This is a genomic window from Chryseobacterium sp. OV279, from assembly GCF_900128945.1.
GTDB lineage: Bacteria > Bacteroidota > Bacteroidia > Flavobacteriales > Weeksellaceae > Chryseobacterium.
The window spans coordinates 518,820-532,835 of sequence record NZ_FQUD01000003.1 but is presented as its reverse complement, the minus strand read 5'-3'; the positions used below and the strand labels follow the sequence as shown (position 1 = coordinate 532,835).

Annotated in this window: 14 protein-coding genes; 4 read left to right on the top strand and 10 right to left on the bottom strand. The window is 38.0% G+C overall.

All coding sequences use genetic code 11. The features are described from left to right. Positions 1 to 56: 56 nt before the first annotated feature. The 4 genes from BUA72_RS14775 to BUA72_RS14760 form a co-directional block, all read right to left on the bottom strand. The gene (locus BUA72_RS14775) at positions 57 to 869 is read right to left on the bottom strand and encodes a 2,3,4,5-tetrahydropyridine-2,6-dicarboxylate N-succinyltransferase (RefSeq protein ID WP_034731252.1); all 813 of its coding nucleotides are present in this window, start codon (positions 867 to 869) and stop codon (positions 57 to 59) included. A 139-nt stretch (positions 870 to 1,008) separates the two neighbouring features. Beyond that, complete coding sequence (locus BUA72_RS14770) at positions 1,009 to 1,380, bottom strand: DUF2255 family protein (protein WP_072923607.1); 372 nt, start codon at positions 1,378 to 1,380, stop codon at positions 1,009 to 1,011. A gap of 224 nt (positions 1,381 to 1,604) precedes the next feature. Continuing rightward, on the bottom strand, positions 1,605 to 1,931 hold the full coding sequence (locus tag BUA72_RS14765; protein WP_072923606.1) for a LytR/AlgR family response regulator transcription factor: 327 nt from the start codon (positions 1,929 to 1,931) through the stop codon (positions 1,605 to 1,607). A gap of 25 nt (positions 1,932 to 1,956) precedes the next feature. Then, a complete protein-coding gene (locus BUA72_RS14760) occupies positions 1,957 to 2,529 on the bottom strand; it encodes a C40 family peptidase (RefSeq protein ID WP_139259621.1) in 573 nt (190 codons plus the stop codon). Between the two features lie 152 nt (positions 2,530 to 2,681). Here BUA72_RS14760 and BUA72_RS14755 point away from each other — a divergent pair, with 152 nt between their 5' ends. Then, the gene (locus BUA72_RS14755; RefSeq protein ID WP_072923604.1) at positions 2,682 to 3,335 is read left to right on the top strand and encodes a hypothetical protein; all 654 of its coding nucleotides are present in this window, start codon (positions 2,682 to 2,684) and stop codon (positions 3,333 to 3,335) included. Between the two features lie 211 nt (positions 3,336 to 3,546). Here BUA72_RS14755 and BUA72_RS14750 read toward each other — a convergent pair whose 3' ends face one another. Then, positions 3,547 to 3,915 (bottom strand): hypothetical protein, encoded by a 369-nt coding sequence (locus tag BUA72_RS14750; RefSeq protein WP_072923603.1) that lies wholly within the window; start codon positions 3,913 to 3,915, stop codon positions 3,547 to 3,549. 428 nt (positions 3,916 to 4,343) lie between these two features. Here BUA72_RS14750 and BUA72_RS14745 point away from each other — a divergent pair, with 428 nt between their 5' ends. Then, positions 4,344 to 5,027 (top strand): hypothetical protein, encoded by a 684-nt coding sequence (locus tag BUA72_RS14745; RefSeq protein ID WP_072923601.1) that lies wholly within the window; start codon positions 4,344 to 4,346, stop codon positions 5,025 to 5,027. A 155-nt stretch (positions 5,028 to 5,182) separates the two neighbouring features. Further along, positions 5,183 to 5,812: a class I SAM-dependent methyltransferase gene (locus BUA72_RS14740; RefSeq protein WP_072923599.1), complete on the top strand. Its 630-nt coding sequence runs from the start codon at positions 5,183 to 5,185 to the stop codon at positions 5,810 to 5,812. Positions 5,813 to 5,814: 2 nt separating this feature from the next. Here BUA72_RS14740 and BUA72_RS14735 read toward each other — a convergent pair whose 3' ends face one another. From BUA72_RS14735 to BUA72_RS14725, 3 genes are all read right to left on the bottom strand, one after another. Continuing rightward, positions 5,815 to 6,786, bottom strand: coding sequence for a hypothetical protein (locus BUA72_RS14735; protein ID WP_072923598.1), 972 nt, complete (start codon positions 6,784 to 6,786; stop codon positions 5,815 to 5,817). A 40-nt stretch (positions 6,787 to 6,826) separates the two neighbouring features. Further along, on the bottom strand, positions 6,827 to 7,852 hold the full coding sequence (locus BUA72_RS14730) for a rod shape-determining protein (RefSeq protein ID WP_034731267.1): 1,026 nt from the start codon (positions 7,850 to 7,852) through the stop codon (positions 6,827 to 6,829). Positions 7,853 to 8,107: 255 nt separating this feature from the next. After that, a complete protein-coding gene (locus BUA72_RS14725; protein ID WP_072923596.1) occupies positions 8,108 to 8,953 on the bottom strand; it encodes an AraC family transcriptional regulator in 846 nt (281 codons plus the stop codon). 88 nt (positions 8,954 to 9,041) lie between these two features. Between BUA72_RS14725 and BUA72_RS14720 the strand changes: the two genes are divergently transcribed. Then, positions 9,042 to 9,989, top strand: a complete 948-nt coding sequence (locus BUA72_RS14720) for an NADP-dependent oxidoreductase (protein ID WP_072923594.1) — start codon at positions 9,042 to 9,044, stop codon at positions 9,987 to 9,989. Positions 9,990 to 10,118: 129 nt separating this feature from the next. Here BUA72_RS14720 and BUA72_RS14715 read toward each other — a convergent pair whose 3' ends face one another. Both BUA72_RS14715 and BUA72_RS14710 read right to left on the bottom strand, forming a co-directional pair. Next, positions 10,119 to 10,403 carry a hypothetical protein gene (locus tag BUA72_RS14715; protein ID WP_072923593.1) on the bottom strand — a complete coding sequence of 95 codons (285 nt, stop codon included), beginning with the start codon at positions 10,401 to 10,403 and terminating at the stop codon, positions 10,119 to 10,121. A gap of 12 nt (positions 10,404 to 10,415) precedes the next feature. Then, the gene (locus BUA72_RS14710) at positions 10,416 to 14,015 is read right to left on the bottom strand and encodes a DUF6443 domain-containing protein (RefSeq protein WP_072923591.1); all 3,600 of its coding nucleotides are present in this window, start codon (positions 14,013 to 14,015) and stop codon (positions 10,416 to 10,418) included. Position 14,016 lies beyond the last annotated feature (1 nt).

Genomic DNA, 14,016 nt, shown 5'->3' with positions numbered 1-14,016 from the left:
CAGGGTTTATTGTATAAATTTTAAAATCAATCTTTAAAATTTAGAGAAAACAAAGCTTATACAGCTACATTGTTCTCTCTTAAAGCATCATTAAGAGATGTTTTTTTATCTGTTGATTCTTTTCTCTGACCGATGATCAATGCACAAGGAACCTGGTATTCTCCGGCAGGATACTGTTTGGTATAACTTCCCGGGATTACTACTGAACGTGCAGGAACTCTTCCTTTGATTTCAATAGGCTGGTCACCTGTAACATCAATGATTTTTGTAGAAGCTGTCAATACGACATTCGCACCCAATACGGCTTCTTTTTCTACGTGAACCCCTTCGACCACGATACATCTTGAACCGATGAAACAGTCGTCCTCAATGATCACAGGAGCTGCCTGTAACGGCTCCAATACACCACCGATACCTACACCACCACTCAGGTGAACGTTTTTACCGATCTGTGCACAGCTTCCAACCGTAGCCCAAGTGTCTACCATTGTTCCTGAATCTACATACGCTCCGATATTCACGTAAGAAGGCATCAAAATAACGCCTGAAGCTACGAAAGATCCTTCTCTGGCGATCGCATGCGGTACAACTCTCACTCCTTTTTCAGCATAATTTCTCTTCAAAGGAATTTTGTCATGAAATTCAAACGGACCTACTTCAATAGTTTCCATCTTCTGGATCGGGAAATACATTACTACGGCTTTCTTCACCCACTCATTCACCTGCCATCCGTTTTCCGTAGGCTCAGCAACACGAAGTTCTCCGGAATCCAATAAAGAAATAACCTCTCTTATCGCCTTCTGGCTGTCTTCATTCTGTAATAAATCTCTATGATCCCAAATGTTTTCAATTGTTTGTTGTAACGACATGTTTCTTATTTGATTTTAGTATAAATTATCCCTGCAGCTTCCCACAGTTCCGAAGGTCAAAAGTACAAAAGATTGTTCTAGTATACAAGTTTGGAAATAAGTCTTCAACGGGAATTATTTACGGTTATCTGCAGCTACATTACTCGCAAATAATGAACTCCATCGTCTTCTCAACGTGTTTTTGCTCAATAATACCTTTTGAATATTTGAGATTGGGGCCTGTATTATATTTTGTTAAATAAGCCCTATTAATATCAGATGTAAGTTCTTTGAGATCATCAGGAACGAATGCCTTTATATTAAAAATCTCTTCTCCGCATCTGATCTGTCCTTCCGGATCTTCTAAAAAAGTATGGTACCAGCTTTTTTCTGCGAGGCCCCATGATCTGGCGAAAATTCTGTCATTAACGGTTACCATCCAGATTTCAAGGAAAGTGCTTCTATGGCTTCCTGCTTTTATTTCGGTAAGATTGTGACTGTTGATGTAGTCAAGTGCTCTGTTTTTATTCATTTTATTTTTTAGCGAATGTAAAATGAATGGAGTAGTTGAACCAATTTATTATTTGGTGTGAAGGAAATATTATTCAGAATGGTGATTTTCTGATGTTTTCTTTTTCAGAGCAATATTTCTTCGAAATATTAAATGGAACCTGAAACCCTGTCAAGGTTCAAAACCTTGACAGGGTTTTTAACGACGAGTGATGTAAAATAGTAGTTTTTTTTACGCTTATTTTATTAAAGCATCATTTTATCAAGTGTCGTAATCAGACAATCTTTGTAGCTTTTCGCCACAGCAATTTTCTGATCCTGGCACACAAGCTGGTTGTCTTCGAAATATTCGATATTCGTTAAATTGACAATGTAAGAATTGTGGACCCTCATGAATTCATCCGGAAGACTTTCAATCAAATCTTTAAGGGCTTTGTAGTAGATGTATTTTTTATGGGATGTGGTATTGATTTCCACATAGTTTCCCAAACCTTTGATGATGGTAATGTCTTTAAAGAACAGTTTTACCAGTTTTTTATCTGTTTTAATAAAAGCAAAGGTGCGGTTCTCCATATCAATGATCAGTTTAAATAATGTTTTATAAAACCCTCTGAGCGTGAAGATAAGCTTTGTTCCAGTATTTTTCGTTCAATGAAGAAATCATCACTCCTTTTGAGGTAGACGCATGGATGAACTTCACTTCTCCGTCAGCACCGATATCGTGGACGATTCCCACATGAGAAACTCTGCTTCCTCCGGCTGTCGCAAAAAACAGAAGATCACCTGGTTTTACTTCTTTGATATCAATTTTTTGTCCGGCATCAGCCTGGTCTGTAGATCTTCGTGGCAAAGAGAAATCATTTTCCTCAAACACTTTTACGGTGAATCCGGAGCAGTCGAAACCTGAAGAGGTATTTCCACCAAATTTGTATGGTGTTCCAATGTATTTTTCAGCGTCTTTCAGAATATCGCTGACGGATCTGGAGATCTTTCCATCAAATCTGGAATCCAGTTTTCTTAGATTTTCGGCTTTAGTAACGCTTTTGGTTCCTGTATTTTTTTTGGAGGATACATTTTTGGAAGATCCGCAGGAAACGATCATCGCCGAGGCAATGAGCAGAACAGAAATCTGCTTTATTCTTAAGTTTTTTTCAAATAATCCCGGTTTCATAGTCATCTGATTTTAAATGAAGTAACTAATTATGCACAAATATACATTTTATATTTAAATTATAAAATAAGTATACTACAACTATATGATAAATATATGTTAAAATTATAATTTCGCTTATTTATTAGTATATTTGAATTCAATTTTGTGATATGGCGACGTACGAAAGTTTAATAAAGATCAACGGAAGCGTAGGCGATCTGGTTTTTTACAGCCTGAACGGGAAAAATGTGGTGCGAAAAAAAAGCGGATTCAATAAAACGGCGTTCAAAAAAAGTCCTTCCTATGAGAAAGTAAGGCAGAATAGCTCTGAATTCGGACACTGTTCCAAGACCGGGAAAATACTACGAAGCTGCATTGAAAGCTATACGAAAGAAGCCGGTGATCCTGTACTCTACCAGAAGTTTGCCAAGTTGATGACCGTGATCAAAGATCTTGATACGGTTTCAGAACGGGGGAAAAGAACGGTACAGAATGGCCTTATAAACCCGGAAGGATTAAAACTGCTGAAAGAATTCCGGTTTGGAGAAAAAGAAAATATTCATCCGGAAGCTTATGTTTCGGAGGAAAAAGAGTATAGAATTCTAAATTTTGGAAATCAATTTTCAGGAGATGAAATGATCATGATAACCATACAGCCTGATTTTGATGCTTATACTGCGGAATATATTGAAGAAAAACTTCAGGTGGAAGCAGGTAAAGAAATTCTCTTTAAAAAGCATTTTTCAGAAGCCACGCTCCTACTCTACTTTTTGGTGATAAGGAATAAAGAGGGAATTACTCAGATGGGATTTGTTGGGATGTAGATCTAGATTTCAGATATGAGACATCAGACATCAGACTAAGATTGTTAAGGTTATGGAAACTTGTATTACTAGTCACTCTGCACAGCTCCGGAATTCTAAATGCCTGAAATTTTCCGAAGCTTAAATTTGTATCACGTAACTTCCCATCCTCTAAGTTTTAATTTAATTATCCAATAAAAAAGCCTGCAGATAAATCTGCAGGCTTTCTGTTTTATTTTTTGTCTCCTGTCCAGGTACCGTATCTTGCGGGTGTAGGAACAGCGTTTGACCAGTTTCCTTCTCCTTTTTTCTCTCTTGAAAGGGTTCCTTTAAATTCTCCATCGGAAGGAAGCCCGATTACAGCGGTAAGATCGCCGGTTTCAGTTAAGTGTCCGGAAATATTATAATTTTCGTCATTTACTGTAGAATGCATGGTTCCGGTTACTTTTCCGTCGCTGGCTACCACAAGGTTCCAGGTTCCGTCATCGCTTCCTGTATACTTTCCTGCCCAAGTTCCTATATAATCATAAATAGTATCGTCATCAGAACTGCATCCGACAAATAAAAAAGCTGTAAAAAGAAGTAAAAAAAGTTTCTTCATAGTTTCTAATAGTTTTATAACCTAATCAAATTTATTATTATTCGTTTATATTCTCCTCCTATAATAGAGAATTGAAAACATATTCATTATTTTTTTCGCCTTGTTCCGTGCAAATCTACTAATTTTTTCATTCAGATTATCTGAATTTTAATCAGCTGTTTATATTTTTATGAATTCAGCCTATATTTTGGCTAAAATACAATTATTTCCCAAATGGAAACAAGCAAACAGACAGTCTCCTTTCAAAAAAACGAGCCAATTCAGAGATTAGCAATATTTGAAAATAATATGTTTATTTTACTCTATTTTTTTATTATAAATTATTTTTATTCTAATATTTATAATTTAAATGAAATTTGTTTTCACAATAATAAATATTTCTTAATTTAGTGAAAAATCTAAGAACTCATTAAAACCTAATAAATAACATGAAAACAAGAATTATCTTTTTTGTTGCAGTCGTTTTTTTCAGCAGTCTGAAATCTCAGGTAGGGATTAATACTACCACACCTTCCCATACTTTGGATGTCGACGGGCTGGTTAGAGTAAGAGGCCTGTCCAATGCTGAGAACAAAATAGTGGCCGCCAACGCACAGGGAGTTTTAACCCTTCTCTCTCCTGAAGAAATTTTTTCTCCGAAAGCATTACTGAACACTTCTACATCACCCGCCGAACAAAGGCTGACGATCTATGAAGGACAATGTTTCCAGCCTACAGACAACGCTTCTTCCTGTACGGTAAGAGTCAATCATTACAGTTCATGCGCAGGTTTTACCAGAGCGGTAGACACTCAGATTGTGGTAGGACAAACCATTAATACCGGTAACGGACAGTTTCAGGGAACATGGGCTTCCCGATTCATCGACCACAAAGGATATGTGGGAGGGGCAACCGCTGCTGAACAAGTCGCACCGGATTATCCAAGAGTCTCTTATCCTACGACCAATTCTGCCAATTATTTAGGGAGTGGTAGTTTTTCCGGACAATGTAACGCAGATATTGTAACGACAATTAACCAAACCACCGGTGAAGTCAAAATAGAATCTGTGAAGAGAAGTATGTTTGCGCATCTGGTATATCTTTTATCTATATCGCGCTCAAGAAGTAACTAGAAACAAATCTTTTTCAAATATAAGAATAGCTGCATTGTCATGATGCAGCTATTTTTTATCAGTAAACGAGCTTTTCGATCATTTAAACACAAAATCCATCGTCTCTTTTTTTTATATTTGGATAATGATTATTAGTCATTTAAAAAAATAATACCATGAAAATACTAAAGGCTGCTGAAGCATTTGACAAATCGGCAAAAATCTATCAGGATAAATTCATGGATGTAAGTTTGTTTGCGGAAACCTTCAATCTTTTCTGTAACCATATAGAAGCGGATAATGCTGACATCCTGGATATAGCCTGCGGTCCGGGAAATATCACGAAATATATACTGGACAGAAAACCAGATTATAAAGTATTGGGAATTGATCTGTCGCCAAAAATGTTAGATCTCGCTCAGGCTAATAATCCTACTGCACTATTTCAACTTATGGACTGCCGGGAAATCAGGAAGATTGACAGACGGTTTGACGGAATCATTTGTGGCTTTTGTCTGCCCTATCTGGTTCGTGAGGAAGCTGTTGATCTGATCTCTCATGTATCCCAACTATTAAAACAAGGAGGTGTATTTTATCTGAGTACTATGGAAGATGATTATTCAAAATCCAGATTTCAAACCTCCAGTACCGGCGATCAGGTGTATGTGAACTATCACCAGGAGGATTATTTAACAGAAGCTTTTCAGGCGAACAATTTTGAGATCATCCATATAGAACGCTTTACTTCTTATGATAGAGATAATGTTATGATTACAGATCTTGTATTAACCGGAAAATTGATTTAAACTTACCGTATGGGAGTCAGTTCATTGCTTCCCGCTTTTTTGTGCAGCAGAAAAGAAACCTGAATATCTTCATTCGGAGTCTGGGCATGAATGGCAGAGAGATAGTCTTTATACATTTCATCCGTTGGCTGCAAGGCTACTATTTTTCCTCCGGCATAAAGAACCATTTTAAAACCTTTCAATGGGAGAATCTCCCTTTTTTCGAGAATAATACTGCTCATTTCGTTCCACCGATTCTCAGAATCTGAAGGTTTATTCCAGTAAAAAGCTTTGGCAAGTTCTGCTTCTTTGTCATACATCAGTGATGCATAAGCTTTCGTATCTTTTTTGATCAGGATATTTCTAAAATTGTTGTAAGCGGCTACTGCTTCTTTCAATAACAGATCCTGATTTTCTTTGCTCAAATCTTTGGAATGACGCCAGCCTTCCAGCTGATAAGGAACCTTTGCATTAAAAACACCTTTAAATTCAAAAACCTTTTGTCCGCTGGCCTGAAACTTTTCAGTTCCCGGTTGATTGGCCGTATTGAATTCAAAAACCGCTTGATTGTCTTCCAGTGGTCCATTATTTTGACGATGAATTACTTTAATTTTAAAATTGGACGCATCTACCAAAACCGGTGACCAGCTTCCATCCAAAAGCATCGGTGGGAATAAACGTATGGTAATTTCCTGTTTTCCACTGAGCAGAATATGATCATTAATCGGAATGCGCTGCTCATTCACAGAACCGGACAACAGATAACGATGCACCGGTACATCATTGATCAAAATCTCATAGCCGCAGGCATCCTGGCTGAATTCAATTTCATATCGCGGATCATCATCAGATGTCTTTACCTGCTTGTAAATATCCAACATCTTCCAGGTTACCTCTTTATCCTGATTTTTATTAATGACCACATCAGACTGCTTCTCCTGACCGACACTTAAGCCCGACAGGAAAAGTAAACCTGATAGTATTAGTTTTTTCATTATTAATTTTAATGATGATCAGGACATCGGACGGATTCAGTTACTTGATCAGAAACCTGAACTTATTGATGTTCTTAAGTGCAATCCCAGTTCCACGTACAACAGCTCTCAACGGATCTTCTGCTACACAAACCGGCAATCCTGTTTTCAGGTGAATCCTGTCTGCCAGACCATTCAGCAATGCGCCTCCTCCTGCAAGGAAAATACCTGTTTTATAGATATCTGATGCCAGTTCCGGCGGCGTAATGGCAAGCGTTTCCATAATAGCATCTTCAATTCTCATGATGGATTTATCAATGGCTTTAAAGACTTCTTTATAGCTGACCATAATTTCTTTTGGCTTACCCGTAATCAGGTCTCTACCCTGTACCGGAATATCTTCAAGAGGAAAATCCAGCTCCTCCAGTGCTGAACCTATTTCAATTTTTATTCTTTCTGCCGTTCTCTCTCCAATATCCAGATTATACTGAGATCTGATAAAGTAGGCAATATCATTGGTGAAAACATCTCCAGCGATCTTCAACGACCTGTCGCAGACAATTCCGCCCAGTGCGATGACCGCAATTTCGGTAGTTCCTCCACCTATATCAACGATCATATTTCCTTCCGGATTTTCAACATCAATACCGGCTCCGATAGCGGCTGCCATTGGTTCATAGATCAGTTTTACTTCTTTTGCATTTACTTTTAATGCTGAATCCTTCACCGCTCTTTTCTCTACTTCAGTAATTCCCGAAGGAATACAGATCACAATTCTAAGGGCCGGCTGCATAAACTTTCCTCCAATATCAGGAATCTGCTTAATAAATTCCTTAATCATATGTTCAGATGCATGAAAATCTGCAATCACTCCGTCTTTTAAGGGACGTACCGTTTTAATATTTTCGTGGGTTTTTCCCTGCATAAGCTTCGCCTGTGCCCCTACCGCAATAGGTTTTCCCGTAGTCCGATCAATAGCAACAATAGAGGGCTCGTCTATGACAATCTTATTGTTGTATATGATCAGGGTATTAGCTGTTCCAAGATCAATAGCAATCTCCCGTGTAAACATATCAAACAATCCCATATTCCATTATTTTATTCACCGCAAAAGTACGGTATTACTGAGGATATCGGTGGCCGCCGAAAATATAATTAGAGTTAAACTTAAGTTAAAGTATGTGCAAAGGCTGATGACAGTTGAATTTTTTTATCGCAACAGATGCTGATTTTTTTTACACTTAATCAATTTTTAAATTAATATATTTCCCATATGAAGCACAGGTAATGTTGTATGAAAATCTTTAAATTTCTGCCGGTTGAACTTCTTATCATTTATCCGTTAAGCGATTACTTCTTTCCTGCACGAGTTCCTGTAAGCCCGCAAACTGACTCCATGGTGTCGTTTAAAAAACTTGTTCACATGGCTTTCATCAGCAAATCCAAACTCATCGGCTATTTCATGTACTCTTTTATCACTGAAGCGTAGCCGATGTTCAATAAGCCTTATGCGGTAGGAAGAGATATATTGCTGTATAGATTCACCGCATTGTTTACGGAAATAGCTTCCCAAATAGGTAGGAGACAATCCGAATTTTTCCGCGATCGTGGCAATTTTTAAAAATTCCGGCTGGTATATATGTTCCTGCACATAGTCCAGTATCTGCAATATCCGGACATCGGTATTGGCGGAGATTTCCTGTGACTTGATGACTGCCATATTTCTGGCTGCAATAACGATAATGGCATTCACAAGATGCCGGATAAGATCTTCACTGTACATGGCCTGATGTGTTGTCGCCTGTTGCAGATTCTGCACCAACAAACCTACCATCTGTCTGTCGTCATGATGAACCACTACAGATCCTGACAGATGGGATGCATAATGTAATAGACATTCTATATGGTCTATGCTTTTCCACTGATATTCCCTGACATAGCCTTCCCCGAAACGGATGACCATAAATTCGCAGGTTCCTTCCAGATTAAATCCGTGGCAGTCATTGGGTGTGATCAGAAATAAATCACCAGAAGCATAAGGAAAACTGTTTCCATTCACTGTGTGATTCCCCACTCCTGAAATGACGTATACAAGTTCAAAAAAATTAAACTTCCTGTCCCGTAAAGGACAATCGTCCACTTTTTCATAAAATACTTCAAGCGACTGATGCATATTTTCTCTTGCCATGTTGTAAAGATACTCAAATAAGCTTTACATGTACCTGTTTTCACGCCTTTTCCCGGTCTATTTTTGTGGTCAATAATTAAATAACAGCATGAAAGCAATTGTATTGGAAAAGTTTGGAGAGGTTAAGCATCTCGTTTATAAGGATATCAAAAAACCTAAGATAAAAACTGACGAAGTACTCATCAAAGTGAAAGCAATCAGTATCAATCCGGTAGATGTAAAGGTTCGCAGCAGACAGGCTCCCTTGGCAGAAGAACTGGCACAGTATAATCCCCTGATCTTGGGCTGGGACATTTCAGGAGAGGTTGTGGAAACCGGAAACAGAGTTACCGGATTTCAAATCGGTGATGAAGTTTTCGGAATGATCAATTTTGTTGGACATGGTCAGGGTTATGCGGAATATGCAGCTGCTCCGGCTGCTCATCTTGCTTTAAAACCCGGGAATATCAGTCATGTGGAGGCTGCTGCCAGTACTTTGGCTGCTCTGACTGCCTGGCAGGCATTTGACCGTTATGGCAAGCTGAGACCGACAGATAAAATACTGATCCATAGCGCTTCGGGTGGTGTAGGTCATTTTGCAGTGCAGATCGCTAAACACATTGGAGCTTACGTCATCGGTACCTCATCATCTGCAAACCGGGATTTTGTCCTTCAATTAGGCGCTGATGAGCACATCGACTACCGGACTACTTCATTTGAGGACGTTCTCAGCGATATTGATTTCGTTCTGGAATCCGTTGGCGGAGAAAACTTTCAAAAATCCATACAGGTATTGAAGCCTTTCGGAACGATTGTCACGCTCCCATCCGGACATACTGAGGAGGATGAATTAAAAGCACGGAAAAAACAGATACATGCCTGCTATTTTATGGCTGTTTATTCTAATGGTGAAGATATGAAACACATCGCTTCCCTTCTGAAAAGCGGAATACTGAAACCTTATGTTTCCCATGTATTTGAATTTGAAGAAATGCATCAGGCTCATCTGCAGGTTGAAACCGGACGTACAGTCGGAAAAGTAGTGATCAGAATGTAATGGAAATATTCAATCAAATTTTAGAAGAAAAGAAGTAAGAAATATTATTTATTATTTTCATGAGATAAAATACAAAAAACAGCCTCTTACAAGGCTGCTTTTTTATAAAAAAACGTTATATTCTTAACGCTAATAATTCGTAAAAGCAATGTATGCATAAATTGCCAATAAGATAGTAGCCAAAATTAATTTTATCTGCTTTTGTATTGTAAGGTATTTATACACCAGAAAGATATGCACAATTCCAGTTAAAAAATATCCTGTCATTATATATTTACCATAAGTCTTTACATAAATATCCGCTCCATTTCCTGATCCATGGGCAAAAAATATATAAAATATAATTAAGAGATACAATAAAGGGGGAATGCTGATATTTAATATAACCAGTCCTATTTGTTTAATATTTTTCATAATGCTTAATTTTTAATCTCTGAAAGTTACCGTAATACCATACGTATCTTTCATCATTTTTATAAAATTATCAATTACATCCTGTTTATTTTTTGCTTTTGTAAAAGATCTTGTAAATGCTGTTATGTCATTTGCAAATGTAGGAATTCTATGTCCACCGCCCAGGTTCCCTCCTTCTTTACTTGTAAAAGCAGCCTTAACACCAGCCTTAGCATTATCAGAAAGCGGATCTCCAAACCAGGTACCGGCATGATCCATTGTATACGTGGAAACACCTTTTACGCTGCTAAGGTAATCCGACTGATGCGGTGCCATATCAAATACAAATTCAATAACATTATTGGCGTCTGCAAATTGATTTGCATTAGCTTTAATTAAATTGATCAGCTGTTCTGTATACCCTTCTCCAAAAGCGCCCCCTCTGCTATGGGTATAAATCTGTATTTTCTCTGTGATCTTTCCAGTCTTGGGATCTTTCTGCAATTTTGAAAGAATTGTACTCCAGTCTGCTTTGGCCTGTCTTCTTCCACCTTCTGTTCTATCCTGAGGGTATACTGAAGCCTGCTTGGTCATTTCATTTCTAAAATTGACTCCTCTGTCACCGTCTACGAAATGAAACTGGCCACCCGGGTTGGGAATTCCAGACCCTTTTATTGCATTAATAACACCAGCAGACCAATAGGTTGGGCTTGCTCTTTCGCTGTCTTTATCTACTTTTCCATTGATCAGGATCGGTAATTCTCCATCTTTATCAATGTATAATATGGGGCTGTTCAGGGCATAGACATATGGTGATGCGCTTTCCAGAAGTTCACTTTTAGGATCCGTAATCCCCCATCTTCCCAGCTCCGGCATATACATTCTTGATCCAAAGTCATACATTTTGTTTTCAGCCTGAAACTCTTTCCCGTTATATGCGTAGGTATAATTTGGTGATAATGAACCAAATATATTTACGCCGTTATCACCAAAAGTAAGCCCAAATGGATAATAATCAGCTGTTCTGTCTATCACTGCAGCATTGTTGCTGTCTTTATAGAAAGATAATCTTATGTTTCCCAACTGATCCTTGTACTGGTAAAAATATTTATTTTGAACAAAATCGAAATATCCTTCAGAAGTTGGAACAAATTGCAGCTGCATAGGCTGAGGTGTCCAGGGATCTAAAATTATCCCAGATACCGTTCCGTTATACTGAAATCCATCTAAATAATCTACAATAGTCGAAGTTCTATTATTATTTCTTCCTGAAAAAGAGTTATACGTTTTATTAACCTTCACACCGTCCGCTCTATAAAGAAAGCCGGCTCTTTCTTCTAAATAATTCCCAAAGGGATCGGAAATTGTGGTCTTCATTCTTATATTACTTGGTAAATTAAGTGGATTATAAGTGATAGCAGAAATTCTCTTATCATTATGATCTGTCATATTACCATTATTATCATAATGAATCAATGTGCCTGAAGTATCCGGATAACCAAAATGATTTTGACTGGAATCCGTTACGGTATCAAGTCTGTTTCCTGTGTACACGTATGTCAGATTATCGATAAGTTCAGCGCCTATATTAGCTGCATTTCTGTTTCTCTGGAGATTTGTAATGTTTCCGTTAAGATCATAGCTGGCACTTTCATTATAGTAACCGTTCTGCGGAACTGAATTATTAGGCTCCGAATACGCTCCCTGGGTTAATCTGTTCAAAGGATCGTATGAATAATTATATCTTTTTAAAGAATTATCCCTTGAAGTCATCCAGTCAATCTCTGCAATATTTCCATTAAATTTACCTAAAGAAACATTTGAATAAACAGGATTCGTATATTTAATCTCATATCCAAATAATTTTCCATTCAGATTTTCCGGATCGTTTATCTTAGTCATCCAGCCCCGGATATTATACCTGTAATCTATACTCTGAATAAAGCCGCCGCCGCTTAAAGAAGGATATCCGCCTACTTTTTTATTACTTAGCTGTCCGAGATCATTGTACGTATTTTGAGATAACGTTTCTACAAAACCATGATCTACCTGATGGCTATGGGTCAGTAACCTGTTTTTAAGGTCGTATGTGAAGTTTTCTTTAATCTGCCTGTCGATATCAATATCCAGTCTCTTGTGTTGGGTAATCGTTTGATCAGCTGATCCTGCAAAATTCAATTTTGAATCTATCTTCGTTCTTCCTCCCAGATGATTGATTGAATACGAGCTTATTGCTCGTCCTTTTTTGTCATAATAAATATAATTTTTAGTCCACTGATCATCTTCAATATTTTTGATCAGCGTCATTACTGGAAGGCTTTTTGTACTTCTGAGCTCTGCAGATGAAGCATCTGTCAAGGTCGGCTCATTTAAAATATTTGGCGGAAAAGCAGGATTAAAACTATAAGAGGGATAGGTATCATAATAATGAACACTTAAAAGTTTGGTAATAGTGCCTGGATAGCTACTACTCGTAAGGTTATCGTAATAAACATCCATGCCGTTCGATGTGAAACCAATCCCGGAGCCTCTGGTCACGTTATTACTTCCTTTTGAATCTACATTAACCTGCTCTGCAAGTCTTCCTGCACTTCCATAGCTTTGAGAACTTGTGTATACTCCGGTATAAGCTTTACGCCCATATTGGTCATATTTGGTAAACATCCAGTTTCCTTCCGCTCCCATATTGGCATCCTGAGTCATTACCAGCCTATCCTGTTTATCGTAAACCATATATTCCCATTCTTTCCCGGGAAGTTTTTTCTCTACCAATCTTTTTCTGGTATCGTATCTATACTGAAAACATAAATCCTTCAATATTGGCTCGCCAATGGTATACCCTTCACCTATTGCACTCCCTTTTAAAAGTCCCATTGCCTTTGGTGGAATGACAAAAGCAAGCAAGTTATATTCATTGTAGACATAATACGTATCAGCATTTTCTGTCGCACTGATTATTCTCCTTACCATTAAAAGCTGTCCTTCGCCATTTTTAAATTCAATCGTCTGATTTCCATCCTCATCAGTCACTATATTCTTGTATAATTTATTTGCTTTGTAAAATCCTGAAGAGGTATTAGCTGAATTTAAGGCAGTTTTTAAAGCTGAATGGGTAGCTCCGTTTGAAAAAGAGGTGGCGGTGATAAACTTATATACCTCACTGTCAAGATTGGAATCATATCCAAACTGAACGGCATGCCCCTGCCATTCCGCACCAGGCTGTATTTGTGATACGATTCTGTTTAATGGTGAGCGGTCAAGAAGTTTATGGCCAAATGGATTATTATCACCATAAAATGTTATTCCTGATGTGTCTACGCCCGATTGAATGCCTCCATTGAGAGATGTCATCGGAATGGGGAGCCAGGAATCTACAGGTCTTCCAAAACCGTCGTATGGGATGGTAGTCACCAAATCTTTTCCGCTTGCGGTTACTTTTACATCAATGATCTGTTTAGATCTGCCTAAACCGTCAAAATATTCTACGCTTTCAAATTGTTTGGCGGTAGAACTGCTGCTGGTTACAGGTTCAAGATACACCCGGCTGTGTACGTAATTTTCAGCCGTACTGATCTGAGCATGAAAAATGCCGGTTAGAAATATGGTACCTATTGGAATTATGAGTTTTTTCATC

Bases quoted from the DNA above. Each gene is read 5' to 3' on its own strand.
- BUA72_RS14775 (WP_034731252.1), bottom strand. From the start codon at position 869: ATGTCGTTACAACAAACAATTGAAAACATTTGGGATCATAGAGATTTA.
- BUA72_RS14770 (WP_072923607.1), bottom strand. From the start codon at position 1,380: ATGAATAAAAACAGAGCACTTGACTACATCAACAGTCACAATCTTACC.
- BUA72_RS14765 (WP_072923606.1), bottom strand. From the start codon at position 1,931: ATGGAGAACCGCACCTTTGCTTTTATTAAAACAGATAAAAAACTGGTA.
- BUA72_RS14760 (WP_139259621.1), bottom strand. From the start codon at position 2,529: ATGAAACCGGGATTATTTGAAAAAAACTTAAGAATAAAGCAGATTTCT.
- BUA72_RS14755 (WP_072923604.1), top strand. From the start codon at position 2,682: ATGGCGACGTACGAAAGTTTAATAAAGATCAACGGAAGCGTAGGCGAT.
- BUA72_RS14750 (WP_072923603.1), bottom strand. From the start codon at position 3,915: ATGAAGAAACTTTTTTTACTTCTTTTTACAGCTTTTTTATTTGTCGGA.
- BUA72_RS14745 (WP_072923601.1), top strand. From the start codon at position 4,344: ATGAAAACAAGAATTATCTTTTTTGTTGCAGTCGTTTTTTTCAGCAGT.
- BUA72_RS14740 (WP_072923599.1), top strand. From the start codon at position 5,183: ATGAAAATACTAAAGGCTGCTGAAGCATTTGACAAATCGGCAAAAATC.
- BUA72_RS14735 (WP_072923598.1), bottom strand. From the start codon at position 6,786: ATGAAAAAACTAATACTATCAGGTTTACTTTTCCTGTCGGGCTTAAGT.
- BUA72_RS14730 (WP_034731267.1), bottom strand. From the start codon at position 7,852: ATGGGATTGTTTGATATGTTTACACGGGAGATTGCTATTGATCTTGGA.
- BUA72_RS14725 (WP_072923596.1), bottom strand. From the start codon at position 8,953: ATGGCAAGAGAAAATATGCATCAGTCGCTTGAAGTATTTTATGAAAAA.
- BUA72_RS14720 (WP_072923594.1), top strand. From the start codon at position 9,042: ATGAAAGCAATTGTATTGGAAAAGTTTGGAGAGGTTAAGCATCTCGTT.
- BUA72_RS14715 (WP_072923593.1), bottom strand. From the start codon at position 10,403: ATGAAAAATATTAAACAAATAGGACTGGTTATATTAAATATCAGCATT.
- BUA72_RS14710 (WP_072923591.1), bottom strand. From the start codon at position 14,015: ATGAAAAAACTCATAATTCCAATAGGTACCATATTTCTAACCGGCATT.